Origin of the sequence: Phaeodactylibacter xiamenensis (assembly GCF_000759025.1) — a bacterium.
Taxonomy (GTDB): domain Bacteria; phylum Bacteroidota; class Bacteroidia; order Chitinophagales; family Saprospiraceae; genus Phaeodactylibacter; species Phaeodactylibacter xiamenensis.
In genome coordinates this window covers 18,992-42,646 of sequence record NZ_JPOS01000090.1, presented here as the reverse complement: position 1 = coordinate 42,646, position 23,655 = coordinate 18,992, and the positions used below count along the sequence as shown (strand labels likewise).

At 50.0% G+C, this 23,655-nt stretch carries 22 protein-coding genes and 1 tRNA gene; 7 read left to right on the top strand and 16 right to left on the bottom strand.

What is annotated here, in order from left to right; genetic code table 11:
- Positions 1 to 5 precede the first annotated feature (5 nt).
- The 8 genes from IX84_RS26215 to IX84_RS26180 form a co-directional block, all read right to left on the bottom strand.
- A complete protein-coding gene (locus IX84_RS26215; RefSeq protein ID WP_152605256.1) occupies positions 6 to 884 on the bottom strand; it encodes a hypothetical protein in 879 nt (292 codons plus the stop codon).
- A 2-nt stretch (positions 885 to 886) separates the two neighbouring features.
- Complete coding sequence (locus IX84_RS26210) at positions 887 to 1,759, bottom strand: DUF6175 family protein (protein WP_044228190.1); 873 nt, start codon at positions 1,757 to 1,759, stop codon at positions 887 to 889.
- A gap of 15 nt (positions 1,760 to 1,774) precedes the next feature.
- The gene (locus IX84_RS26205; protein ID WP_044228188.1) at positions 1,775 to 2,230 is read right to left on the bottom strand and encodes a hypothetical protein; all 456 of its coding nucleotides are present in this window, start codon (positions 2,228 to 2,230) and stop codon (positions 1,775 to 1,777) included.
- Between the two features lie 6 nt (positions 2,231 to 2,236).
- Positions 2,237 to 3,868 carry a hypothetical protein gene (locus IX84_RS26200; protein WP_044228186.1) on the bottom strand — a complete coding sequence of 544 codons (1,632 nt, stop codon included), beginning with the start codon at positions 3,866 to 3,868 and terminating at the stop codon, positions 2,237 to 2,239.
- Between the two features lie 34 nt (positions 3,869 to 3,902).
- The gene (locus IX84_RS26195) at positions 3,903 to 4,661 is read right to left on the bottom strand and encodes a hypothetical protein (protein ID WP_152605255.1); all 759 of its coding nucleotides are present in this window, start codon (positions 4,659 to 4,661) and stop codon (positions 3,903 to 3,905) included.
- A gap of 160 nt (positions 4,662 to 4,821) precedes the next feature.
- Positions 4,822 to 5,832 carry a PP2C family protein-serine/threonine phosphatase gene (locus IX84_RS26190; RefSeq protein WP_044228180.1) on the bottom strand — a complete coding sequence of 337 codons (1,011 nt, stop codon included), beginning with the start codon at positions 5,830 to 5,832 and terminating at the stop codon, positions 4,822 to 4,824.
- Between the two features lie 108 nt (positions 5,833 to 5,940).
- Positions 5,941 to 6,576, bottom strand: a complete 636-nt coding sequence (locus IX84_RS26185) for a protein phosphatase 2C domain-containing protein (protein WP_044228178.1) — start codon at positions 6,574 to 6,576, stop codon at positions 5,941 to 5,943.
- Positions 6,577 to 6,953: 377 nt separating this feature from the next.
- A tRNA-Arg gene (locus IX84_RS26180) sits at positions 6,954 to 7,025 on the bottom strand.
- Between the two features lie 104 nt (positions 7,026 to 7,129).
- On the opposite strand from IX84_RS26180, the gene IX84_RS26175 reads away from it, so the two are divergent.
- A complete protein-coding gene (locus tag IX84_RS26175) occupies positions 7,130 to 7,498 on the top strand; it encodes an MmcQ/YjbR family DNA-binding protein (protein WP_044228177.1) in 369 nt (122 codons plus the stop codon).
- Here IX84_RS26175 and IX84_RS26170 read toward each other — a convergent pair.
- From IX84_RS26170 to IX84_RS26145, 6 genes are all read right to left on the bottom strand, one after another.
- Positions 7,470 to 8,273 carry a TraB/GumN family protein gene (locus tag IX84_RS26170; RefSeq protein WP_081968961.1) on the bottom strand — a complete coding sequence of 268 codons (804 nt, stop codon included), beginning with the start codon at positions 8,271 to 8,273 and terminating at the stop codon, positions 7,470 to 7,472. The genes IX84_RS26175 and IX84_RS26170 overlap by 29 nt on opposite strands.
- A gap of 96 nt (positions 8,274 to 8,369) precedes the next feature.
- Positions 8,370 to 8,843, bottom strand: a complete 474-nt coding sequence (locus IX84_RS26165) for an Lrp/AsnC family transcriptional regulator (RefSeq protein WP_081968960.1) — start codon at positions 8,841 to 8,843, stop codon at positions 8,370 to 8,372.
- A 200-nt stretch (positions 8,844 to 9,043) separates the two neighbouring features.
- Positions 9,044 to 10,480, bottom strand: a complete 1,437-nt coding sequence (locus IX84_RS26160) for a Glu/Leu/Phe/Val family dehydrogenase (RefSeq protein ID WP_044228175.1) — start codon at positions 10,478 to 10,480, stop codon at positions 9,044 to 9,046.
- A complete protein-coding gene (locus IX84_RS26155; protein ID WP_052516423.1) occupies positions 10,473 to 10,688 on the bottom strand; it encodes a CcmD family protein in 216 nt (71 codons plus the stop codon). Before IX84_RS26155 ends, IX84_RS26160 begins: the two co-directional genes overlap by 8 nt.
- A 186-nt stretch (positions 10,689 to 10,874) precedes the next feature.
- Positions 10,875 to 11,474: an inorganic diphosphatase gene (locus IX84_RS26150; RefSeq protein WP_044228174.1), complete on the bottom strand. Its 600-nt coding sequence runs from the start codon at positions 11,472 to 11,474 to the stop codon at positions 10,875 to 10,877.
- Positions 11,475 to 11,556: 82 nt separating this feature from the next.
- Positions 11,557 to 12,639, bottom strand: coding sequence for a branched-chain amino acid aminotransferase (locus tag IX84_RS26145; protein ID WP_044228173.1), 1,083 nt, complete (start codon positions 12,637 to 12,639; stop codon positions 11,557 to 11,559).
- A gap of 116 nt (positions 12,640 to 12,755) precedes the next feature.
- On the opposite strand from IX84_RS26145, the gene IX84_RS26140 reads away from it, so the two are divergent.
- The 6 genes from IX84_RS26140 to IX84_RS31565 all read left to right on the top strand — a co-directional run bounded on the left by IX84_RS26140 (position 12,756) and on the right by IX84_RS31565 (position 21,845).
- Complete coding sequence (locus IX84_RS26140; protein WP_044228172.1) at positions 12,756 to 13,214, top strand: hypothetical protein; 459 nt, start codon at positions 12,756 to 12,758, stop codon at positions 13,212 to 13,214.
- 29 nt (positions 13,215 to 13,243) lie between these two features.
- Positions 13,244 to 13,825 (top strand): non-canonical purine NTP diphosphatase, encoded by a 582-nt coding sequence (locus tag IX84_RS26135; protein WP_044228170.1) that lies wholly within the window; start codon positions 13,244 to 13,246, stop codon positions 13,823 to 13,825.
- Between the two features lie 91 nt (positions 13,826 to 13,916).
- Complete coding sequence (locus IX84_RS31570) at positions 13,917 to 15,038, top strand: hypothetical protein (RefSeq protein WP_052516422.1); 1,122 nt, start codon at positions 13,917 to 13,919, stop codon at positions 15,036 to 15,038.
- 3 nt (positions 15,039 to 15,041) lie between these two features.
- Positions 15,042 to 15,305: a preprotein translocase subunit SecG gene (gene secG, locus IX84_RS26125; RefSeq protein ID WP_044149171.1), complete on the top strand. Its 264-nt coding sequence runs from the start codon at positions 15,042 to 15,044 to the stop codon at positions 15,303 to 15,305.
- 78 nt (positions 15,306 to 15,383) lie between these two features.
- Entirely contained in the window at positions 15,384 to 15,803 is a 420-nt protein-coding gene (locus IX84_RS26120) for a gamma-glutamylcyclotransferase family protein (RefSeq protein WP_081968959.1), read from the top strand.
- A 195-nt stretch (positions 15,804 to 15,998) separates the two neighbouring features.
- Positions 15,999 to 21,845, top strand: coding sequence for a reprolysin-like metallopeptidase (locus IX84_RS31565; protein WP_052516421.1), 5,847 nt, complete (start codon positions 15,999 to 16,001; stop codon positions 21,843 to 21,845).
- Between the two features lie 71 nt (positions 21,846 to 21,916).
- On the opposite strand, the gene IX84_RS26110 is transcribed toward IX84_RS31565, so the two are convergent.
- The gene (locus IX84_RS26110) at positions 21,917 to 22,804 is read right to left on the bottom strand and encodes a homogentisate phytyltransferase (RefSeq protein ID WP_044228168.1); all 888 of its coding nucleotides are present in this window, start codon (positions 22,802 to 22,804) and stop codon (positions 21,917 to 21,919) included.
- A 4-nt stretch (positions 22,805 to 22,808) separates the two neighbouring features.
- Positions 22,809 to 23,645 (bottom strand): methyltransferase domain-containing protein, encoded by an 837-nt coding sequence (locus tag IX84_RS26105; protein ID WP_202965300.1) that lies wholly within the window; start codon positions 23,643 to 23,645, stop codon positions 22,809 to 22,811.
- Between the last annotated feature and the right edge of the window lie 10 nt (positions 23,646 to 23,655).

Below are 23,655 nucleotides of genomic sequence, written 5' to 3'. Positions count from 1 at the left end.
ATCATTTAATAGATTTTAGAGTAGTTTTCCCGGTACCAGGTCTTCCAGTCTGCGGGAGTGATAGAATTAAAGATGACGAGTTGTTTCTGAAGCTGCTGCGTAGAGTAGCCGTCCAGCTCTTTGGCTTTTTTGCTGACCAATTCTGAAACCGAAATGGCCTTTTCTGCGCAAGGCGCATCAGGAGGGACCATCAGGAGCATATCGATGGCTTTGCTGAGGTCCTGCCGGGAGCCGCTATTGGCAAGGATGGTACTCTTTTTAATGATGACATCACAGGCGTAGGCCTGATGCTTATCCAGTATGGCCTGCTCCGCATTGCTTTTAGTTTCCTGACAATTGCTTAGGGCATCATAGTATCCCAGCAAGCTGTTCGCTTTTGCCATTTCATGGTTGGCGAGCCGTTCATTAATGACGCTTGTTATTTTTGTGCAGGTTCCAAGGTTTTCCTGAATGTATTCCTGTATAAAGGCATGGACCTCATCATAATGCGCCCTGTCTCTAGCCATGGTAGTGCCTAATTTGGTGGCCAGGTCTTTCTCATTGGTGCCTTTGCATTTGATGGAAAGCGTTTTGCTGCGGTTTGGCAGCCCCTCAGCAGACAGGGAGTAGGTCAAATCTGCATCAGCGACGGTGTAGGTATCCATACCATTGATGGTGTGCATCTCACCGAAGTTGCCTGTTACATGCAGTGTGATGTAGCTGGAGGATAGTACATCGTAGTCCTTTTTTAGTCTGTTTTCCAGTTTCTGCTTTACTCCGCGAGCTGCGAAGGCATTGTCCTCTATTTCTACCTGTCCTATTACGAGGCTTGGTTTGGCTTCCTGCGCGAAAGCAAAAGGGCTGCCAAAGAGCAGCGTCAACATTACGGATACCATTATTCTCATGATCAGAGGCTTGAAAGGGTGATGGTAATGGCGCTACCGGTGATGGTTCGGTCTGCTTTGATGCCTTTTTCCCGGAAGTGCCGCCTGAAGTCTGTCGCAAATGTTGAAATCCGGTAGTTTCTGCCCATATCATCTTTGAGAGGTAATTTTATGATATCGAATATCATTTTAGTTTCGCTTTGCCCCTGTATATGGAAATAATGGTTGTGGGCGTTTTCAGCAACCCATTCTTCGATCAGTTCAGAGAGGTAGTAGCCGCTGTCGTCTACTTCTGTGTCCAGGTTGAAGTCTGTACCGATTTCAATGCCCACTTCCATGGTAATTGTACGGCCGTTTTCAACCATGTCGTTGAATTTTTCCTGTATGGTATTGAGCAGGTTGTCCACTTCGGCTTCGATGGCTTTTTGGGTAAGCTTTTCGAAGTTTTCAGTATTGAATTTCGGACTGGAAGATACCTTATTCGCCAATGACTCACCGGAAAAGGCATCGTAAGCAGTCAGGATACAGGTAACGCTGTTGCCAGTGTTAGTACGGTCTTTATTGGCCTCTATTTCCACATAAATATCAGCGCCGGACATTTTAATGACCTCATCCTTAAGCGACATTTCCTGGTCTTCTGTCAGTGCCTCAGAATTTTGCAGCTGCTTTAGCTTTGCCCTGAAGTCAATGGTGTTCACGCCTCTTTGGTCAAAGGCTTCCTTCACTTTGGTGATGGCTATCCTGTTGAGCTCGCTGTACTCATAGGCTTTCCTGGTGCTATTGCCCTCTTTGGCGAAAGGAATGACCATGATCGTGGGCTGAATCGTCGGTTGTTCCTGTGCAGTCAGACTTACTGTCAGGAAACATATGGATAAGATTGTCAGTAGCTGGTTCATAAAATTTAGTTGAGGCTAAAGTCCAAATTTTTTCGTGATGCCTTCTTCCTGCAAGAAGTTTCTTAATCCCCGAAGGTCAATTTTAATGACCTGATCCACAAAGGTGACCCCGCAGGAAACTGAGGAGTGGCTGGTATAGGAGTCCATAATAAACCGTTTATAGCCCTGATTTACCAGCAGTCTTTCCAGTATAACACCATTGTCTTCAAGGGCCAGATATTCATTGGGGACCATTGGTGATTCCTGATTGGTGTTGGGAATGCCTTTGAAAAGCAAATTTTCGAAGGCATTCCGCTCCGCATGGTAGACGGATTTGTCCAGGTGCTCCGCCTGCCCCTGACTGCTGAGCACGACGATGGCATTCTCGTGGCTTATGGCGTTAACTTTTCCTGTTCGCTCATAGGGGATTATGGTTTTGCTGCAACTCCATAAGAGCAGAACAAGCACTAAAAAACCGAATGGGTACTTCATATGCCTTTAATATCTGACTTTAAATCTGATTTTATCACCGTTGTCCAATGCCTGCTGTAGTTCCTTCTCACCTTTCGTGACCTTAACTTCCGCAATGGTGTTCGTTTTCTTTCTTTTTGCCCACACTTGCCCTATTTCTTCTTCTCTTTCTACCGTTCTTCCGCCAACCGTTTCCTCGGTGATTTTCATGATGTATAAAGTTGAGATATTCTCAAACCCAAAGGCACTGTAACCCAAAAACTCCTTGATTTTACCTTTTTTCTCTTTGGTGATTTCCAGGATTTCCAGGTCTTTATTCATGATATCCATGCACATATTGACGATCTGTACTTTCCTGTTAGGCGGTAGCTTGAGCAGCCCGCCGACCCCACTGGCTTCTTCGTGCTCCAATCCCACAATCCTTCCGGTTTGTACATCCGTTGCTTTCATTCCGGTTGAAGTTTTTTCGAAAATCACTTCCACACCCTCTTGTTTATCCTGTACGGCTTCCATTTTGAAGTCCATGAATTTTTCAGCGGTATACTGGTCTGTGAAATAGCTGCGCTGCTGGTCAAAGTTTCGTTCTATAAGCTTTGTAGTCGCCACATCCAACAGGATGCTTTCCAGGTACAGCTCGCACATAAAGCACTCCCCTTTGACTTGTACACGCTTCATAGGCTCATTCCTGCGATTCGCCTCATTGATCAAGGCCGTGCTCCTTGCGAATACAATTTCGTCTCCGCTTTGCAGGGCTTCGGTCATCTTTTTCTTAGCAAATACAGAAGGTACGGCTTTCGTCCGGTCCGGCCCAGCCTGGGTTACTTCCACTATGGAAAAGCCGGAAACCGGGGTATACATTTCAAAGTCTCCATATTTAGAAAGCTGATACATACTCAAAACATCGCCTTTGGCAATGTTTTCGGTAGATTTGGCATCTAAGTAGAGCTCACCCCATTTATCTTTTTCATCCAGCGTGAATTCATCCACTTTAAATAATCGTTTGTCTCCGGAAGCTTTGACCAGTCTTGCGAGGTCTATATTTTTGCCATACGATTGGACTTTTTTGGTATAAAATTCATTAATACGCTTGAGTTCCACCTTTTTAAAAGCCTTCATTTTTTCATTAAAGACCTTTCTATTGCGCTCCAGTCGTTTCGGGTTGTCTCCAAAATACTTTTTGAAGTCGGTTACCTGATAATGTTCCTGAATTCCCCAGTCTTTGGTATCAAAGGCATGCACCGCGATGACTTCCGAGGTAGGCAGGTCAATCATCTTAAGCCGCGGCCCTATCTTATGCGGGTAGTAGACAAACATCCGCAAGACATTGCCTAAAGTATCTACCTGATAATTGGTTTTCAGTGTTTTTTCAAAACTGAACTGGGTATCGAGGTAGAGTGCTTGTTTGATGGGGATTGTACCAAAACCCTCGCCGTTCAGCACTTCGATGGGTTCCGGATTGGATTCGGGGTTTTCATTCCAGGTATAAAATTCGGTATGTGGAGGGCTTTGATTGTTGTACTTTTCTACGATGGCCTGAACAAAAATCTTGTTGAATTCCCCCTTATTGGGAGCTGTATCCATGAGTACAGCGGTGCCAAAGTTTTGAGAGAAAGCATAGACAGTTACCAGGACGAGTAGGCTGGTGAGTTGGCTTTTCATGATTTGTTATAATGCTTTTGTTTGTATAAAAATATTATCGGATTAATGCTCCGTATAGCTGTTCATTAGCGTTCAGCGCATTCATTACTGCTTCACCATTTTTGGTGACTTTCAGGATAGAGAAGTTGGCATCCTGAATTTCATCGATTTCGCCCATGGCAATCACTTCTTTGCGTTCGTATTCTTTGCCACCAACGGACTCTACTACGAGCTTGTAAATTTCGTAGGTATCTTTTTCCTTAGCTCTTTGATTGTAGCCAATTGCAAAAAGTAGATTTTTTGCTTTTGACTTCATTTTTTTGTCTGTGCACCTCAGGATCTCATACCTAAATTCAAAGCAATCTGCATTTACTTTTTCGATGACTTTGTTGATGGCAGACTGCAGGTTTTTGGGTGTACCAAGGATGGTGTGTCCCAGTTCTACTTCCTGGTTTGATATGACCGTCCCTTTTTCAATATCATACACTTTGACCGAAAGAAGCTTTTCCTTTTTGTCATAAATCGGGTAGTAGCAATACTCAAAGCCTTCCTGCTTGCCCTGATTAACGATATAGCCGTCAATGAATTCTTCAGACTTTTGGCGGTCCTGCTCATCTTTAATGAGCTGTATATTGGCTTTGTCGATAACGATGAAGCGGTCATCGCTTGCATAATGGGCAACGATCTGACTGCTGACCTGTCCCAGGCCTGCTATAGAACCGGCGGTGGTCTGTACATTAAAAATAGCAATTCTATGCTGCCCGAACAGAGATAGGCTAAAGAAGAGCCCCAACGATAAAAAAGAGAGTCTCATATTAGTTAATGCCTTTGTAATTTAGAGCCTAAAATTATTACAATTGCAACAGAATACTGCAATCTTAGCCCGGTAAATTGCAAGTGGTTGCGAGGCATGTGCTTCGCTTTTTCGATTTTGGAACCTAATACAAAGGCAATTTTCTTTGTTGATGCAGAGCTTATGCTTTACTGGACCGCATCAAACTCATGAGCTTCTGGTACACTCCTCCGTTTTGGAAATTCACCCTGAACATCAGGGAGATCAAATTTCCGGTTTCTTCTCTTCCGAGGTCGATTCGCTTTGTTTCGCAGAGGGCAATCAGCTTGCTTGCCTTGTCAGCATCCTGTTCCTGTATCCCTTCCTCTATTCCGCGCAGTAACACTTTGGATAGCTCAAAATTGCTCATATCCGGGATCGCTTCATTATTTAAGATAGTGGCGAGGATCTCCGAATGATTATTAGCGGTTTTCACTTTTCTTAGCGCCAGGATTGTCATATCATCCTTTTGCAGGTCCTTGTATTTATGATAAATCTGCTTCAGCCCCTGCTCCAGGCTAATGGTGTTGATGGCCTCGCGAATATCTTCTTCAAAGGTGGTGGACAACCCATGGAATCCATCGGTTGATAACACCATACCATCAATACCCTCCGCGTCTTTTGTTTCAATTCCGAAACTAACCTGTTGGCTACCCATGACATTGGTTATGCCTTCTGCGGTAACGGCTATGCCCGAAACAATCATGGGTTTACCATCTTTTTTCCGGAGGATAACGGATTTTACTTCATCTGTGCTGATTTGGCTCGCCTTGTTATTCGAAAAGGCATAAATCCTGGAATCCCCAATGCTGGTATAATGCACTTTTTTCTTTCCGATGTCCCATACCACCCCGCAGAATGTGGTTTTCATCCCATTGCACCGGTCTGTGGTGAGCAAGACTTCCTGATTAGCGGCTTTCAGGGCTTGCAAAAAGCGCTCAGTGATATCCTCATTGTTATCCGCCTTAAAGGCTTCAATGAATTTTTGGCAACTGACCATTGAAGCTTTCCAGTCACAGGGGCTGCTCCCCACACCATCCGACAGGGCCAGAACAGCCAGGTGCCCGTTTTCCAGAAGCTCAAACGTACAAAAATCACCGTTCCTGTTTTTCTCCGGGTCTTTATAGGACTGCTTCGAGAGTTCTACTTTCATTTTTGGTTTTTTAGGGTCGTGATTCAGGGCTGCTCCGCCGGCTGCTCCGCCGGCTGCTGTAAACGGCTCTGAACGTTAAAAACGGCTGCAAAAATAGGCTGATCCCAATCAACCTTTCAGCAGCAGGAGTGTCATATCGTCGAATTGGGTCAACTGGTTCAGGTACATGATTTCGTCAAATTTGCTCTCCCAGTTATCGGAACCCAAAACGAGGGCAATTTCCTGCTTGTAGTTTTTCCGGTTCGTGTAGACCCCGTCAGACATTAGGGCAAAGCAGGTCCCTTCCTTTAAAGAGCCTCCGCTTTTCACCCTGGACGGCAGTAGGTCCGGCTGTATGCGAAATTCGCATTCCGGAGTCAGTTCTTCAATTGCGCCCTCTTCAAATTTAAGGATCAGGCTGTCCCCAATCCCGAAGTAGAAATATTCCCCTGACTGCCGGTCAATGATAACGGCCACCAGGGTAGTCAGCATACCCTCGCACCTGCCTTTGGTCCAGTATATCCTGGCAAAGGTCTTCCTCAGGCTTTGTGCGATGCCTTCCTGCACGCCAAGGGATGCAAATTCATTCTTATAAAAATAGACCAGGTCCTCACAGGCCTGTTCCGATGCTTTCCAGTCGCAGGCATTTCCACCCACACCGTCCGCCACACAGGCAATCTGCACCCGCTCGTCCTCGTAAAAACCGAAGTGGTCTCCATTTTTAAGTTTCCCTTTTTTGGGGAGGCTTTTGGCGATGTATTGCATTGGTTTTGAAGTATATATTTGCCTTTGATCGTTATCTGTTGTGTTGTTGCCTCAGGAGTCAATAGCACTTATGCCCCCTTGGATCGAAAATAAGTTAGCGAACAAGGCTATTGGGATATCCAGTATTTTACCGCAAATGGCAAGGAATTTCAAGTACTAACAACAAAGAATACCGGATGAGTTCCAGCGAGTGCTCTTTCCTAGTGCCTCAAGTCATAGATCTCTGAAATTTGGGGTGTCAAGGGTTTATAGCTTGATGTACTAGTGATTGAGAGGGGAGGTTACTCTCCAAAGTCTTCTAATGAGAGTGTGGTGGGAGAACAAGGAGGGATTCCGTTATAGAGCTGTGATGGGCTTCTCGTCTCATTATGGCGAAGTGGCCCCGCCAGGACTCGAACCTGGATCTAGTGTTTAGGAAACACCTATTCTATCCCTTGAACTACGGGGCCTGTGTGGGTGGATTTTGAACGCCCCAAAGATAAAAAAAATATCAAGCCACAAAATGTCGATGTGCTTTCCTGCCAAACGATTAACTTGAGGGAAAAAGAACACCATGAATATCGAAGCTTTCCGGGCCTATTGTCTCAATAAACCGGGCGTGGAGGAGACCCTTCCCTTTGGGCCGGATACCCTGGTCTTTAAGGTGATGGGCAAAATGTTTGCAGCTACCGGGCTGGACGAGGAGGCTTTTCGGGTCAACCTCAAATGTGACCCGGAGTGGGCACAGCAGTTGCGGGAGGAGCATCATCAAATCATTCCGGGATGGCATATGAATAAAAAGCACTGGAATACGGTTTACTTCGAAGATGGACTGGAGGAGGCTTTGTTGCTCAAACTGATTGATCACTCCTATGATCTTGTGGTTTCTAAGCTACCTAAGAAAGACCGGGCGTTTATTGAGGAGGCACAGGAGCGACGCTAAGCCCTTGCTTTTTCAACAGGCGGAGCACGCCTTTGCCGCCGTACAGGTGGCCGGCGCCAACTGCGCAAAATACGGGCTGTCCGGCGATCATCTTTCCGATACGCTCCGCCATAATGGCATTGCGCCGGTACAACATGGGATACCGCATACCGGAAAGGCTGCGCTTTGAGGATTGATGCAACTGAGGGAGATTGCCTGCTGCATACAATGCCGCCAACCGGAGCAAATGCCGCCGGTGCTGCCTGAAATGGCGTGCCATAGCGACAATAGACTGTGCCTGCACTTCCGGTGGGATTTTTTGCAGTACCTTCAGCTGCTCTTCGTAGGTTTCAATGCCCAGTATGGTTTTGTCTGCCTGACGGGCGTATTGCCATAGCATTTCATCCAGCGCTATAGGGTGGTCTTCTTCCAGCAGGCGCTCGTTGATGATGTTGCTGACCAGCAAAGGGGACAGATGCCGCAGCGGAAATATGTCTACGCTCAGCGCCCGCAGGAAGAACTTCCGGATTTTCTCCAGTTTACGAGAGGGCAGCAGGGCTTCCAAAGACTGAGCAGGCACCTGTTGCATAATAACGGCCTGAGTATCCTGATCCATACGGCCCAGGTCGAACTCCAGCGCCATCGCTTCGCATTGGTCTATGCAGCGGCAGGCTTGTTCATAAAAGGTATAGGCGCGGTGGTCTCTGACATGCATGGTGCCAAAGAGGTAGGACGGTGCCATCAGGTCGGGAGACCGAACAGACCACAGCATGGTATGGTGTTGCTTTGCTGCCATAATAGAAGTTGTGCCAACTACAAAACGCAAAGCCGTTGCTGTAGGTAATTCAGCAACGGCTGTGATCGGTGTGTCATGCCATAGTATGCCGGGCGCTTACTCGTAGCGGTAAGGTAGGACTTTGGCGTCTTTTACAGTGGAAAGGGTCATGAGCGTCTTAAGGCGCTCAATTTCATCAATCTGTGAAAGTGTCTTGAACAAGAGTTTTTCGTAGGTTGGAATATCCTTGCAAACGATCTTGATCAGGAAGTCCGCTTCCCCGGTGATGATGTAGCATTCCGTGATTTCCTCGATTTCCTTGATTTTCTCAAGGAAGTGGTTGAGGGCATTTTCCTTTTGCCAGGCCAGGGATACCAGTACGAAGGTCTTAACGTTCAATCCGATTGACTGCGGATTAACCTTGGCGTGGTAGCTTTCAATTACGGTAGAGTTTTCAAGCTTCTTCACACGCTCCAGGGTGGGAGCGGGGGAAAGACCAATACGCTTGGAAAGCTCCAGGTTAGTAATTTTGCTGCTTTCCTGAAGGATTTTCAGAATTTTGAGGTCAATTTTGTCCAGTTTGTCCGACATTTTCCTGTTGATTATTCAGTTTTTACAAAACCGCTCCAATATATTGACAAAAACAGCTAATTGCAAACCTCATAGGGGTATTTGATAATAAAATATTTTGCAAAATAGCTTTTCGCCAAATATACTAAGGGTGTATGTTTAGACAGCGGGCACGTTTTGGGTGCCCGCTGTACGTTGTATATTGAGGAATGCTCCGCAGTTTATGGGAAAATTCCAAGCGACAGGTAGTCGCTGCTGATCTTGTTGATCGCGCTTACGAAGGAGGCCGTCCGCAGATCTTCCACCTTGCGCTTGCGCATCATGATCTCCCGAATCTGCTGATAAGCAGTGATCATCGTCTCTTCGAGCCCGGAGCGGACCAGGTCGATTTCTTCCGCGCCGCGGGCAACCATCATACGCTCCCGGTCGGTCACGCTCTTTCCGGTTGTCCGCTCGATCAGGTCAACCAGGTTTTGGTTGATTTGCTGATTGAAGCGTTTCTCCATACGGCCAAAGCGCATGTGCGACAGGTTCTTGAGCCATTCAAAGTAAGAAACCGTCACACCGCCGGCGTTGAGGTATACATCAGGAATGATCAGCTTGCCATTCTTAAGAAGTACTTCCTCTGCCATAGATGTAATCGGACCGTTGGCCGCCTCAGCGATGATTTTCGCCTTGATGCGGTGGGCATTTTCGGTCGTGATCTGATTTTCCAGTGCCGCAGGGATCAGGATGTCGCACTCGAACTCCAGTACCCGGGTACGGTCCTTTTTGTCCAGATTTTGGGCACCGGGAAAACCAAGGATGGAGCCGGTTTCTTTTCGGAATTTCAGCAATTCGTGAATGTCGATGCCTTTCTCATTATAAATGGCACCTTCCACTTCGCCCACGCCCACGATGATCGCATCGCCTTCGTCCTGCGAAATGGTAGCGGTGTAGGAGCCCACATTACCAAGGCCCTGCAGTACAATCTTCTTGCCTGCAATACCCGGTTCCAGCCCCAGTTTTTTCATATCCTCCACCTGATCGCAGGCTTCGCGGATACCGTAGAACACACCCCGGCCAGTTGCTTCCGTCCGGCCACGGATACCACTTTGGTTCACGGGTTTGCCCGTAACACAACCAGCAGCATCAATGTCGTCGCCCTTAAAGGTGCGGTAGGTGTCATAAATCCAGGCCATCTCCCGGGAGCCGGTCCCGTAATCGGGCGCGGGTACATCCACAGAGGGGCCGATCATGTTCCGGCGTATCAGTTCGGTGGTGTAACGGCGGGTAATCTTCTCCAGCTGCGAAGGCGTGAACTCCCAGGGGTTGATTTTTACTCCACCCTTGGCACCTCCGAAGGGAACATCAACGATGGCACATTTGTACGTCATCAGCGTTGCCAGTGCCATCACCTCTTCCTGATTGACGTGATTACTGTAACGGATACCGCCTTTGGTAGGGGTACGGTGGTGGCTGTGCTGTACGCGGTAAGCTTCGATGACTTTGTACTCATTGCCTACTTTGACGGGGAAGCGGATTTGGTAAACGGCGTTGCACTCCCGGATCTGATCCAGCAGCCCGCGGTGCAGGCCTGTGTGCTGCGCTGCTTTTTCAAAGTAGTTCTGAACACTCTGATAGAAGCTCGTTTGTGATTTCGGTTCGAGATCAATCATTGTCCTTAATTTGGTTCTCTAATTTGGTTAGTTTCCTGTCGAGGTAAATGAGGAAAAGGACAAGACCGGCAAATATGGCCAGGATGACGGCGACTACGACGTAGATCTTCCCCGTGCTACGCATGAAGTCTGTGTCTCCGGTTTGGGCCTGGAGCGCAGAAAAAAAGGTCAGGAAGACCAGGATTGAAGATAGGCGTCTCTTGATCATAAATGGTCCTATTTGTTTGGCTTGGTTAGGATTTCCCCATCCGGTTACCGACAATAGAATTTCGGGGGCTAAAGTCGTTTTTATTTTCCACTCCGCAAAATAAAATTTGGCTTTTCGGAGTCAAATTTTGGGTTTATTTAAAAACGGCTGCAGCCTGCGTTTCTTCCAGAAAACACTAACGGTGCTTTACTGTTCGTAGTGTGCAATGAGGGCTAAAGTTTTCGATTCGTCCAGCCAGCCTTCAAAGGTATTGGTGCCCAGCCCGTCGTAGTACAAAAACCAGGTTTCAATAATGTGGCGCGCGCCATCATAATGGATGCTGAAATCGGTGAAATCCTCAGGTGTGATGGTCTGCAGCGTGGCATCCGTAGGAATAGCGATGACCTTAGTGTCCAGTTCGCCTTCATCTATGAGCTGCAGGGAACCAATGGGGCGCGCCTCAACTACAGTGCCGGTAGGCAAAGCTGCACAGAGCAGCAGTACATCCAGGGGGTCTCCATCACCACCTGCCGCTTTGTCCATTTGAGTGGATGGGATGAAGCCATAGTTGCCAGGGTAGGGGAGAAAGTCAATCTGCCTGTCTTTTCCGTCGCGTTGATCCGCTTCGAAGCGCTGACTATTTTTTTGATATTCTATCTTTATGTTGGTGCCGGCGGGGATTTCCACGACCACGTTAATGCCATTGGGCGTGCGTGCAGGATAGGCGTCCGGGTCGGCCGGAGCGGCTTCCGGCTGACAGCTATATATAAGGAGTGCTAAAAAAAAGAAAGACCAGTGGTTTTTCATCGGAATGGGGTTTAGCTTTTTCGTAAAAACAGGGGCAACTGCTTTACAGCGCCCCTGTCATTTTACCATTAAGAAGGTAACTTTATGCATTCACCGCCTGCCCCTGTACAGGAACAATCCAGCCGTGCTTGTCTTCAATTTTGCCCGAACGCATGCCATCGATTTGAGCTTTGATGAACGGCCCGACCTTGCGTTCTTCCACCGGCGGAAGCTCCATCTCAAAGCCATCGTAAGCGACCTTGGAAACATGCGCCACCACCGCAGCTGTACCGGAGCCAAATACTTCCTGTAATTTGCCGGCTTTGTAGGCGTCTACCAGCTCGTCAATTGCGATAGGGCGCTCTTCCACTTTATACCCATGCTCAGGCAGCAGTTTGAGGATCGTGTCCCGGGTGATGCCAGGCAGGATACCGCCGTCCAGTTTCGGGGTCACTACAGTGCCGTCGATCACGAAGAAGATATTCATAGTGCCCACTTCCTGAATGTACTTGAACTCACGGCTGTCAAGCCACATGACCTGATCGTAGCCTTTCTCATTCGCCAGTTTGGCAGGAAGAAGAGAAGCGGCGTAATTGCCGGCGACTTTGGCCTCTCCGGTACCGCCTTGTACGGCTGCACGGGCGAATTGCCTGTCCGCTATCAGGCTTACTGGTTTGGGGTAGTAAGGACCTACAGGCCCGGTGAAAATGATAAACCGGTAAGTCGCAGATGGCTTTACCCCGATGAATTCATCTGTAGCAAACATGTAAGGGCGGATGTAAAGCGCACTGCCTTCCTGCGGAGGGATCCAGTCGCTATCCAGGTCGACCAGCGTATGAAGAGCTTCAAGAAACAGCGCTTCAGGGACTTCGGGCATGCACATGCGGCGGGCTGAGTTGTTGAGCCGCTTGGCGTGCATCTCGGGGCGGAGGAAGAAAGGCGTGCCATCGTGAGATTTAGAAGCCTTCATGCCTTCAAAAATAGCTTGCCCGTAGTGGAGGACCATAGCAGCAGGGTGCATTTCGAACCGGCCAAAGGGGACAATCCGCGGCGACTGCCACTCACCGTCTTTGTAGTCGGCCACAAACATATGGTCTGAAAATACCCGTCCGAAAGGAATGTCGTCAAAATCCACTTGTCCGAGCTGTGAATTTTGAGCTTTCGTGATTTTTATATTAAATTTCATCTGCAATATTTTTTATGCGAAAATAAGAAAAAATTATAATTATTCTATATTTGGAATAAATCCATATCTTTTCTTATTGATTATTTGGTAGAAAGCCTTAATTTAAATCAAAAATTTTGAAGTCAACCTTTTTAGATTTCCATCTTTTTCCTGTTCCGGAGCAAGCTCAGCCTAAAAATGGCGTCAAAGGAGCAGGAGATAAGGGCATTTGGGTATGGTACGAGGCCGAAGTGGCGCAGCAGGAAGAAATAGAAGGCTTTCTGGCCAAAGTGTTCGGTGCTGCAAAAATTGACCTCGCACAACAGGCAAAACACATCTGTTTAACAAAAGAGGAATCCATTAGTTTCAGCCGGGTGGAGGGGAGCAAAACGGCGAAATTCGTTTTTCTTTTCGGAGTCAGTGGCAAACGGCTGGGTTTGCATTTTCAACTGCAACCGTATCAGCCTGTGCAATTTGGCGCTGCCACCTTCATCCTTACCGACAGCATCGCTGATATATTCGAGGAGCGGCAGGCGGGCGGAAAAGAAAAATCCGGACAGCTTTGGCGTACCCTCAAAGCTTGCTTCAACGTTTAAATCCTATCAACAAAACCTAATTATACTCCATGCAATCTATTGTATTCGCAACCGGCAACCCCAACAAAATATCTGAAGTCAGCCAGTTGCTGGAAGGCAAAATTGAAATCCGGGGGCTAAAGGATATCGGCTGCGACGAAGTACTGCCGGAAACCAGCCCAACTATTGCCGCCAACGCCTCAGAAAAAGCGTGGTACGTCCACAATAACTACAAGGTTGACTGTTTCTCTGAAGATACCGGCCTGGAAGTGGACGCGCTGAATGGCGAGCCGGGGGTCTATTCTGCCCGCTATGCCGGCCCTGCCCATGACGATGAGGCTAACATGAGCCTGTTGCTTGCCAATATGAAAGGGGAGGAGGACCGCAGGGCCCGCTTCCATACGGTGATTAGCCTCATCATTGATGGGAAGGAGCATCAGTTTGAAGGCACCGTGGAAGGGCAGATTATCCATCACAAAAAAGGCAATCAGGGGTTTGGCTACGACCCCGTCTTTATGCCTGATGGCTTCAACCGCACTTTCGCACAAATGTCTGCTGAAGAGAAAAGCAGCATCAGCCACCGCGGGCAGGCCGTGCGCAAGCTTGTGGCCTTCCTGAAAACGAAAGTTTGATTTAAAGGAAGTTTTTCTTAATTTGTTTGGCTGGAACAACGACTTTAAGTTGTTGCAGAGAGCTTATATGCCTCATTAATGTATTTCAATCATGAATGCCGAAACCTTTAGCCGATATCTGCAAGACCGGTCTTTGCTGCATCAGCTGCCCTACGAGGAGTTGAAGACCATGGCGATGCAGTATCCTTTTTGCCAGCCATTGCAATTGTTGCTGCTGAGAAAAAGCCTGCAGGACCGCCGGGAAGACTGGGAAACTGCCCTGGCAAGGGTAGCGGCAACCACGAGCGACCGGAGCCTGCTGTATGCGGAAGTGGAAGCCTACCTGGAAACGGCACCGGAAGAAGAGGTCTTTCAGCTGTCAGAGGATTATCTGGAACTGAACAGCCTTGAAGAAAAACCTGCAGAAGCCCTGGAGCTCTCTGATTTGGATATTAACCCTGAACCCTCAGAATCTGTTTTGGAACTTGATTTTGGTTTCGATACCGATGCCTCCGGTGAGGCAGATCATAGCCCCGAAAGCGATACGCCTGCTGCTGGTGTGGGTGAAGAACTTAACCTTTCAATGGCAGATGAACTGAATTGGCAGGAAACGGATATTGAAGCCTGGAAAAACCAGGAACTGCAGGCCTTAGAGTCCGCTCTGAATGAAGTTACACCGGACGGAGCTGCTCATCCCGAACTGGAGGAGCCATATTTCAGTGGCATAGCCGAGGAACAAGTGGGCGATCCCTCACTTGAAGCCTCCTTTTTTAACGCCATAGCCGATGCAGTAGCCATAGCGGGGCTTATCAGCCAGGTTACTTATTCCGAGCAGGAAGAGTCACCTGGTGCAGACCGTATGGCGCCACATGAGCCATTGCATGGGCCTAAGCCCTCTCCACGCCCCAAGAGTTCCTTCAGCAGCTGGGTGGCGCAGTTCCAGCCCCCGGATATACAGACTCAGCTTAGCGAAATCATGGAGTCCAAAAAAATGGAGGACAACCGGAAAACGCAAAAAAAGGAGAAAAAAGCTAATCCCAATAGTAAGGTAGATGAAATTGTGCTGCAGAGCATAACTGAAAACGGCGACCTTGTCTCCGAAACGCTGGCCAGAGTGCTGGCACAGCAGGGGCAGCACGAAAAAGCCGAAGAAATGTATCGCCGCCTGATGTTGGTTTTTCCAGAAAAAAGTGATTACTTTGCGCAGCAAATTTTGAATATAAAAAGCGATTAAGATATGCTGACTACCATGACTGTACTGATTGCCCTTGTCTGTGTGCTACTGATGGGCGCAGTTTTGATCCAGAACCCTAAGGGCGGTGGCGTTGACTCCACCTTTGGTGGAACGCAAGCCAATCAGATGTTTGGCGCAGCCAAGTCTACCGATTTTATTGAGAAAGCGACTTGGTACCTCGCCATTGCTCTGTTCGTGCTTTGCATCGTAACAAGCATGATGGTAGGTGGTACAGAGGGTGCGATTGAGCAACTGCAGTCTCAGTAATAAAATCTGACAGCATCTGTTGCTGTTGAAAGGGCTGAATGAAAGTGTTTACCGCTTTGTTCAGCCCTTTTTAATTTAATGAAGCTTTCTGAAATGCGCCCCTTGTTCGTTTACGGTACCTTGCTCTTTCCGGAAATCCTGCGCTTGCTGCTCGGCCGCCTGCCCGGCTCGTCCGAAGCAGTACTTCATGGTTACCATCGTTTTTCGATACACGATGGGGCTGATATCCGCCCGTACCCGGCTGTGTTCCCGCGGGCTGCCTCCGAAGTCCGAGGATTGTTGCTATATGGGCTTTCGCCGAAGGAGCATACTGTGCTAGATGCCTATGAGGGTGAGGATTACGTGAAAACGGCAGTCTCTGTTTTACAGGATGATCAAAGGGTTGAAGCCAGTGTTTACATCTGGCGTGCAGACAAAAGAGGGCAGCTGAGAGGAGTATGGGACCCGGAACAATTCATGAGGCAGCACCTTGGCGCCTACCTTAAGCATATGAAATAAAAAAACTTGTCAGGCAAGATTCACCTGGCCATCCTGATGGCGTATTTCCTCTGGCAGAGTTTCGAAAATATAATTTCTTTTTCCTAAATTGTGAGCCTTCCTAACGACCAATTACCGGCAACACTATATCAAGACTTTTATAACCCATTTGACCATTTGCAGCGCTTGTAAATGGTGCACAAAACACAAGTAAGCATGAAAAAAACGCTCTACCCACTTGCATTGCTATGCCTGTTTTTAACCCTCCCTCATTTTTCATCCGCACAACAATGGTTTAAAGATGCCCATTTGCAGGACGCGCAGCGGCTTGGCGGCATCCGTCAGATACAGCCCGATGAGGCCCGGATCATCAATGTAGATATGGAAGCGGTGATCTCTGCTTTGTCTGAAGCCCCAATGTGGCATACGCCTGATGCGAGAGCTAACGCGATATCCCTGGAATTGCCTCTGCCCAACGGGCACAATCGGACTTTCAAAGTCGTAGAGGCACCGGTGATGGCGGAAGGCTTGTCCGCCCGGTATCCCGGGATGCGCTCCTTTGCGGCCTATAGCCCGGAGGATGGCACGGCTTATGCCCGTTTTGGGTACACCCACAAGGGATTCCATGCTATGATTCTGTCCGGGCTGTACAGTACGGTTTTCATTGATGTCTTCTCAGAAGGGCAAACCCGCTACTATCAGGTGTATTACAAATCTGACTATAACGGCATCCCCGGTAATGAATTCAGCTGCCGGATGGATACCGATGCAGCCAGTACTGCCGGTCATTCAGACACAGCGCCCGCAGCGTTGCTCGGCGATTGTTCCCTGCGTAACTACCGGCTTGCTATTGCCTGTACAGGCGAGTATGCACAGTTTCACGGTGGTACGGTACCGGATGTCCTTGCGGCTTACAACGTGGCCATGACCCGGGTCAATGGCGTGTATGAGCGGGACTTCACAGTTCATATGGAGCTCATTGACGAAACCGATCAGGTCATTTTCCTGGATGGAGCCACAGATCCTTTTACTAACAACAGCGCCGGTACGCTGCTTAGTGAAAATCAGGGTGTCGTAGATGGCCTGGTGGGCTTCGATAATTATGATGTCGGGCATGTGTTCAGTACAAGTGGAGGTGGTGTGGCCTCTCTGGCTTCTATTTGCACCAACCGAAAGGCCCGTGGCGTTACAGGGTTACCATCGCCAGTCAACGATCCGTTTTACATTGATTATGTAGCCCACGAGTTTGGTCATCAGTTTGGCGCAAATCATACCCAGAACAATAATTGTAACCGGGTGGCTGCTGCAGCCATGGAACCTGGCAGCGCCTCCACGATTATGGGGTACGCCGGGATTTGCAGCCCTAACGTTCAAAACAATAGCGACGACCACTTCCATGCCATCAGCATACAGGAGGTTACCAACACGATAGAGTTCGGCGCTGGCAGCACCTGCCCGGAGCTGATTGATGTCGGGAATACAGGGCCAATACTTACAGATGAGGAGGACGTGCTGTTCCTGCCTGTATCCACGCCTTTTTTCCTCAAGGCACAAGCGATGGATGCTGAAGGGGATGCATTGACCTATTGCTGGGAACAAATGGATAATGAGATAGCAACCATGCCTCCGGTTTCGGCCAGTACAGGTGGGCCGGCTTTCCGGTCCTTATCGCCAACTCCTGATCCGGTGCGCTACTTTCCCAATTTGAATGCAGTGGTTGCCAATACGCAAGATACCTGGGAGGTGTTGCCTTCCGTTTCCCGCACCATGAGCTTCCGGTGTTCCGTCCGGGACAATTTCCCGGGGGGCGGATGCGTGAAGGCTACGGATGTGGAGCTGGTTTTTTCTGATGACGCCGGGCCATTTGTAGTACAGCAGCCCAATACCAGTGTAGTCTGGGAAGTAGGCGATCTGGAGACCGTCACCTGGGATGTAGCGGGTACCGATGGTGCACCGGTGAATTGCAGCGCTGTGGACATTTACCTGTCCAAAGATGGTGGTTTCACTTATCCGGTTCTACTGGCTCAGGGCGTGCCTAACGATGGGGAGCAGGAGATTCTCGTTCCGCTTGAACTGACGAGCACGGCAAGGATTCAGGTGGTCGCTTCCGGTAGCATTTTCTTTGATATCTCAGATGAGGATTTCGAAATTCAGCTGCCGCCCAGTCCGACAGTCTTGATGGCCTCCACACCTTTAGCTCAGGCGCTGTGCAATGACGAAAGTGCTACGTTTGAAATTTTCACCACTCCAGTTGCCGGGTTTTCTGAAATGCTGGACTTGTCGGTGACCGGGCTTCCGGATGGCGCCACGGCTACTTTCAGTGCCAATCCGGTCGGGGCAAACGCCTCAAGTATTCTTACCATCAGCAATCTGGCGGATGCCGCTTCGGGCGTGTATGAACTCTCCCTTATGGCGGTCAGCCCCTCTGTCAGCAAGAGCATAGAGCTTACTCTGGACGTCGCTGCGGGTGCCCCTGTGGCGGCCACTCCTGCCGCACCGGCTGCGGGCGCCCAATCGGTGCCCTTGAATCCTACAGTCAACTGGTCCGCCTCCGCTTTTGCTGATCATTATCTGCTGGAGGTCGCTACCTCGCCGGCATTTGGTGCAAACACAGTCATCGAAGAGACCGTCTTAGATACGACTTATGAGCTGTCAGGGCTCGATGAATTCACCGTCTACTACTGGAGGGTCATACCCGTTAATGAATGCGGCGGGTCTCCTGATCCGGTATGGTCAAGTTTTCAAACCCTCGGTAACAACTGCACGGTTTACACCGATGCCGAACCTGATTTGGTGATCCCACCCAGCGGATCGGGTGAATTCACCACCACACTGGCTACTGATGGGGACTTTACGATACAGGACCTCAATATAGGCTTAGCTATCGATCATACCTGGCTTGGCGACCTCTCTGCGACCCTTTCGTACGAAGGTGGCCCATCCGTCACCCTGTTTGATCAGCCGGGCGTCCCGGGGTCAGACTTCGGGTGTTCTCAGGATAATATGCTGGTGGGTTTCGATGATGAGGCATTGCTCACCGCTGATGATTTTGAGAATTCGTGTGAGGCAAGCGGGCCCTATGGTATTTCCGGCAACTTCCAGTCTCTAGACCCACTGTCTGCTTTTGCAGGCTTACCAGCCTCCGGTACCTGGACCCTCACCATTAGCGATGCCTTCAATCAGGATGGCGGCAACCTGGTGTCCTGGTCGATTGAAGCCTGCCCGCCTTCCGATGTGCCAGATCCTGCAGAAGTTTTAGCTAATCAAACACTGGAAGTCCCTTATGCACAGCAGGAGGCCATTACCGCTGATTTTCTGGCTTTTGAGAAGGGTGCCCTTGCTCCGGAAGACATTTTCTATACCCTGACCGCTCTGCCTGAGCATGGGGTACTGCAACGGAATGGCAGCGAGGTACTTTCCATTGGTGATGAGTTCAGTCAGGCAGACATCAATAACGGGCTGCTGTCCTATCAGCACAATGGGAGCGCTGCCACAACCGATCAATTTATGTTTGATCTCACGGATATAGAAGGCGGATGGCGCCCGGGCGAGACGTTCGAACTGCTGATTTTGGAGCCTGCTGTATTATCAGGCCTGGCCAGCATCACTAATCCACTTCGTTGTGCCGGAGATACGGATGGTGCGATTGAAGTCGCCATAGCCGGTGGGCTGCCGCCTTACACCTTTGTGCTCAATGCAGGAGCACCACAGGATACCCCGGTTTTCGAAGACCTGGCTGCGGGGGCATACTCCATCGTCGTGACGGATGATGCGGGTCAGGAAATCACCCTCCCTGTAGTCGATCTGCAGGAACCCGACCCGCTGGAGCTGTCCGCAGGCTTATCGGTCAATACGCTGGTTTTGGAAGCTACGGGGGGCACGGCGCCTTATCAATACAGCCTGGATGGCGGTGTGGCCTTCGGTCCGGAGTCCTCCTTTGAGGGACTGCCCAATGCCGTCTACAATATCGTGGTGGAAGATGCCAATGGCTGTCTGGCTTCCCTTGACCTGGAAGTGAATTTGTTGCAAAGTGCAGCCTTTTCGGTAACGGATAACAGTTGTGCCGGTGCCGCTGATGGCAGTATCACTGCTACGAATATTCAGGGTGGGGTAGAGCCTTACAGCTATAGCCTTAATGGCGGGGACCCCCAGCCGGGCCCGGAGTTCACGGCTTTACCTGCCGGCAATTATGACCTGCTGATTACGGATGCGAACGGTAGCGTGTTGCAGTTGGATAATATAGAGGTCGGCGCACCGGATCCGCTGCAGTTCAGTACCGGTCTAACCGGTAACGATCTAACTCTTTCCGCCACAGGTGGTACACCGCCCTATCAATACAGTATTGATGGTGGCGCCACTTTTGGCGCAGCTTCGGCGTTCAACGACCTGCCCAACGAGACCTACGAGCTGGAAGTCCTTGATGCGAATAACTGTTCGGTTACAGGTAGCATCACCATCAACCTGATTGTTGCCGCGGAGTTCAGTATCACCGATGCTTCCTGCAGCAATACCGCCGATGGCAGCCTAACGGTCGTCTCCATCGAAGGAGGAGAAGCCCCTTACACCTATCAGTTAGGAACCGGCGCTGCGCAGGACAGCCCGGTGTTTGAAAACTTGTCCGCTGGCGATTATGCCCTTACGATTACGGATGCGAATGGCAATCTGTACCAAATAGCTGGCTTATTGGTTGGCGCTCCGGCCCCACTTACCTTATCTGAAGAGGCTACACTTAATGACCTCGCCTTGTTGGCTGAGGGTGGTACACCGCCCTACAGCTACAGCATTGATGGCGGCGCTACATTTGGCGATGACTTCATATTTGCCGGGCTGCCTAACGGCACCTATGCTATTGTAATAGAAGATGCGAATGGCTGCACGGTTGCGGGACAGGCAACAATCAATATCATCACAAGTGCTGCTGCATCCGTAGTGGAGGTAAGCTGTGCCGGTGCCGCAGATGGGCGCATTGATGTGGACGAGGTATCGGGTGGTCTGCCTCCCTATACCTATAGCCTGAACGGAGGGGACCCACAAAGCAGCAGCATATTTGAAAACCTGACAGGCGGTACCTACACCCTAACCATCATCGATGCCAACGGCAGTACTTTCCAGGTGACGGAGATTGTGGTGGGAGAGCCCCCGGTGCTGGAACTATCCGCCAATGTGGAGGACAACACCCTGACCCTGCAGGCATCAGGTGGTATACCGCCTTACGCCTTCAGCATTGACGGGGGGAGCAATTTTCAACCTTCCGGTGTTTTCTCCGGGCTGGACAACGGAGACTATACCGCTCTTGTGGTGGATGTGAATGGCTGCACCGTTTCGATTGGCGCTAACGTCAATATCATTGTTGAGGCCAACATTGAGGTGCAAAATGTATCTTGTGCCGGTGAAGGCGATGGGGCCATTGAGGTACAAAATGTAACCGGTGGCATAGCCCCTTACACTTACCAGCTCAATGAGGGAGGCTTTGGAGGCAGCCCGGTATTTTCAGATCTTGATCCTGGTATTTATAATCTGGAAATCCAGGACAGCGAAGGGTTTATTTATAGTGCCGCAATTGAGATTACTTCGCCCGCACTGCTTGAGGCCACCGTTGAAGTCGTTGAAGATGTGATTACTATTACAGCCTCCGGTGGAACGCCACCCTATGTCTACAGTATTGACGGAGGGGCAAATTTTGATAGCCCATCCTCCAATACCGGCCTGCCCAATGGCGTATACGAGGTAATAGTGATGGACAGCAACGGCTGTCAGAGCGAAGTGCAAAGCGTCACCGTTATGGTTTCCGGTGTAGGTAGCTTCCCGGCGGACTGGGCTGTACGGCTTTCGCCTAACCCCACGAACGGTCCTTTGATGATGGAGGGCAATGGCTTTGAAGTGTCCGAACTGCAGTGGTCGCTCGTAAGCCCGCTGGGGCAGGTGCTGCAATCGGGACAGGTGCCGGTTGCCCATCAGCAGTGGCAATTACCGCTTTCACTCGGACAGCTGCCCTCAGGCATCTATTGGGTGGAATTGCGTACGGCAACAGCCCGCGGTGCCTGGCCTGTGATTAAGCAGTAGATTGATTAAATTGAAAGGATCGAAGGAGCGCTGGGTTATTCAATTTCCCAGCGCTCCTTTCATTTTTTGCATCAGGCGAGCCACCCGGCTGTGGCGAACAAGCCATATTCCAAAAAGAACAGCCCCCACACGGCCTGGTAGTAGCGCATGATGGACGCCTTTTCCGAGAGGTCTACCCGGCTGGCCAGGAGGAGAAAACCCAATAACAGGCTCAGGTGCCCCAGGCCAAAGAGCAAATGATGTACCTGGAGGTCAGCCCATAGAGGAAGAGTGGCCAGCAAGAGAAACAGTCCGCCCAACAGGCTGTTGCCAATCCAAAATACGCGCCGGAGGCCAACTTGCAGGGAGAGGGTCTGAATACGGTGGGCCTCATCTCCTGCCGTATCCGGCATGTCCTTAAACCAGGCAATAATGAGCCCGTAAATGAAAATGGCAACAGTGAGCCAGATAATGATGGGCGGAAGTGCCGTATCTCCGCTCAGTTGATTGTAAAAGTGGAGGAACAGAAGTAGATTCACAATTAGCCCGCGCACCGCAATAATGCAGAAGGCGGCCCAGAAGTGAAACCGCTTCAGCCTCAACGGGGGCAGGGAATAGGCAATGCCCAGCAGCAAGCTCAGCCCAACGGTCCACATCAGATAGGGCCCTCCGTACACGGCAAGGGCCAGCGCAATAAATAGTGCAATACCAATAATGGCTTGTCCGGTACGTACAGTGTAAGCACCCGATGCGAGCGGCAGGTAAGGCTTATTGATGCGGTCAATTTCGATATCGGTCAGCTGATTGAGCCCAACGATGAAAATATTGGCACCCAGGCAGCTGACCCAGGCAGTCAGGAAGATATTCCAGTCTCCGGTTGCTTTGCCCGCGTAGCTGAGGGCGAGCAGGTAAAGGGCCAGCACACTCAGGCTTGTACCAATGATCGTATGCGGCCGGCTGAATCGGATGAAGTCCATCATAAGATTACACAGGTTTTTGAGCTTGCAAAACCCCAAAGCAGATCGTCCCCTGCTTAAACCCCCGGGTCATATGCCGCATGGCCAGTGCACCGCGAATGGTAGGCAGGCCGGCTTTGAGCAACCCACTCAGGCTTTTCAGTTTCAGGGCAGACTGGATCACCGCCTGCCAGAAGGGAGCTACCTGAGCACTCCAGTCCTCCGTTTGCAAACCGGTGAAACCAGCTTTTTCTGCATCCTGCCGCAGCCCGGACAAGGGGGCCAAAGGCGGAAGGTGGTACAAATGCCGGATACGGCTTAGGATATGTTCGTCTTTTGAGTTCAGGGGCGGCGGGGTTTCGCGGTGGCACCAGGTAGCCATGAGGAGTTGGCCACCGGGCGCCAGTAAGTCATAAAACAACTGTAGCATTTGGGCTTTGTCCTCAATATGTTCTGCGCTTTCCATCGACCAAACCAGGTCAAACGGGCCGTCCTCAGCTCGGAGCGACATCATATCTCTGGCTTCGGTTTTGACAATGGTGCTTAGGGCTGCTTCCCGGTTGTAGGCGGTGCCGCGCTCCGCCTGTACGGTACTCAGGGTGCAGCCCAGGACATGCTTTGCCTGCAGTTTCTCCGCCAAATACCGGGAGCTGCCGCCTACGCCACAGCCGGCATCCAAAATCCGGTCTGCTTGTTTAACATGGCCCCATTCCAGCATCACATTGACCAGGTCAAGCTGCGCCTGCCGGTGGTCCTTGGCGGAAGCCCCATCCCCGTAGTAGCCATGATGCATGTGTTCTCCCCAGGTGTCAAGCCACACCTGAGTGGAGCGGTCGTAAAAATGAGCGATCTTGTCGTTGAGCACGGGCAGTGAT

Excerpts from the sequence above, each read along its gene's own strand:
- IX84_RS26215 (WP_152605256.1), bottom strand. The coding sequence starts at position 884 with ATGAGAATAATGGTATCCGTAATGTTGACGCTGCTCTTTGGCAGCCCT.
- IX84_RS26210 (WP_044228190.1), bottom strand. The coding sequence starts at position 1,759 with ATGAACCAGCTACTGACAATCTTATCCATATGTTTCCTGACAGTAAGT.
- IX84_RS26205 (WP_044228188.1), bottom strand. The coding sequence starts at position 2,230 with ATGAAGTACCCATTCGGTTTTTTAGTGCTTGTTCTGCTCTTATGGAGT.
- IX84_RS26200 (WP_044228186.1), bottom strand. The coding sequence starts at position 3,868 with ATGAAAAGCCAACTCACCAGCCTACTCGTCCTGGTAACTGTCTATGCT.
- IX84_RS26195 (WP_152605255.1), bottom strand. The coding sequence starts at position 4,661 with ATGAGACTCTCTTTTTTATCGTTGGGGCTCTTCTTTAGCCTATCTCTG.
- IX84_RS26190 (WP_044228180.1), bottom strand. The coding sequence starts at position 5,832 with ATGAAAGTAGAACTCTCGAAGCAGTCCTATAAAGACCCGGAGAAAAAC.
- IX84_RS26185 (WP_044228178.1), bottom strand. The coding sequence starts at position 6,576 with ATGCAATACATCGCCAAAAGCCTCCCCAAAAAAGGGAAACTTAAAAAT.
- IX84_RS26175 (WP_044228177.1), top strand. The coding sequence starts at position 7,130 with ATGAATATCGAAGCTTTCCGGGCCTATTGTCTCAATAAACCGGGCGTG.
- IX84_RS26170 (WP_081968961.1), bottom strand. The coding sequence starts at position 8,273 with ATGGCAGCAAAGCAACACCATACCATGCTGTGGTCTGTTCGGTCTCCC.
- IX84_RS26165 (WP_081968960.1), bottom strand. The coding sequence starts at position 8,843 with ATGTCGGACAAACTGGACAAAATTGACCTCAAAATTCTGAAAATCCTT.
- IX84_RS26160 (WP_044228175.1), bottom strand. The coding sequence starts at position 10,480 with ATGATTGATCTCGAACCGAAATCACAAACGAGCTTCTATCAGAGTGTT.
- IX84_RS26155 (WP_052516423.1), bottom strand. The coding sequence starts at position 10,688 with ATGATCAAGAGACGCCTATCTTCAATCCTGGTCTTCCTGACCTTTTTT.
- IX84_RS26150 (WP_044228174.1), bottom strand. The coding sequence starts at position 11,474 with ATGAAAAACCACTGGTCTTTCTTTTTTTTAGCACTCCTTATATATAGC.
- IX84_RS26145 (WP_044228173.1), bottom strand. The coding sequence starts at position 12,639 with ATGAAATTTAATATAAAAATCACGAAAGCTCAAAATTCACAGCTCGGA.
- IX84_RS26135 (WP_044228170.1), top strand. The coding sequence starts at position 13,244 with ATGCAATCTATTGTATTCGCAACCGGCAACCCCAACAAAATATCTGAA.
- IX84_RS31570 (WP_052516422.1), top strand. The coding sequence starts at position 13,917 with ATGAATGCCGAAACCTTTAGCCGATATCTGCAAGACCGGTCTTTGCTG.
- secG (WP_044149171.1), top strand. The coding sequence starts at position 15,042 with ATGCTGACTACCATGACTGTACTGATTGCCCTTGTCTGTGTGCTACTG.
- IX84_RS26120 (WP_081968959.1), top strand. The coding sequence starts at position 15,384 with ATGAAGCTTTCTGAAATGCGCCCCTTGTTCGTTTACGGTACCTTGCTC.
- IX84_RS31565 (WP_052516421.1), top strand. The coding sequence starts at position 15,999 with ATGAAAAAAACGCTCTACCCACTTGCATTGCTATGCCTGTTTTTAACC.
- IX84_RS26110 (WP_044228168.1), bottom strand. The coding sequence starts at position 22,804 with ATGATGGACTTCATCCGATTCAGCCGGCCGCATACGATCATTGGTACA.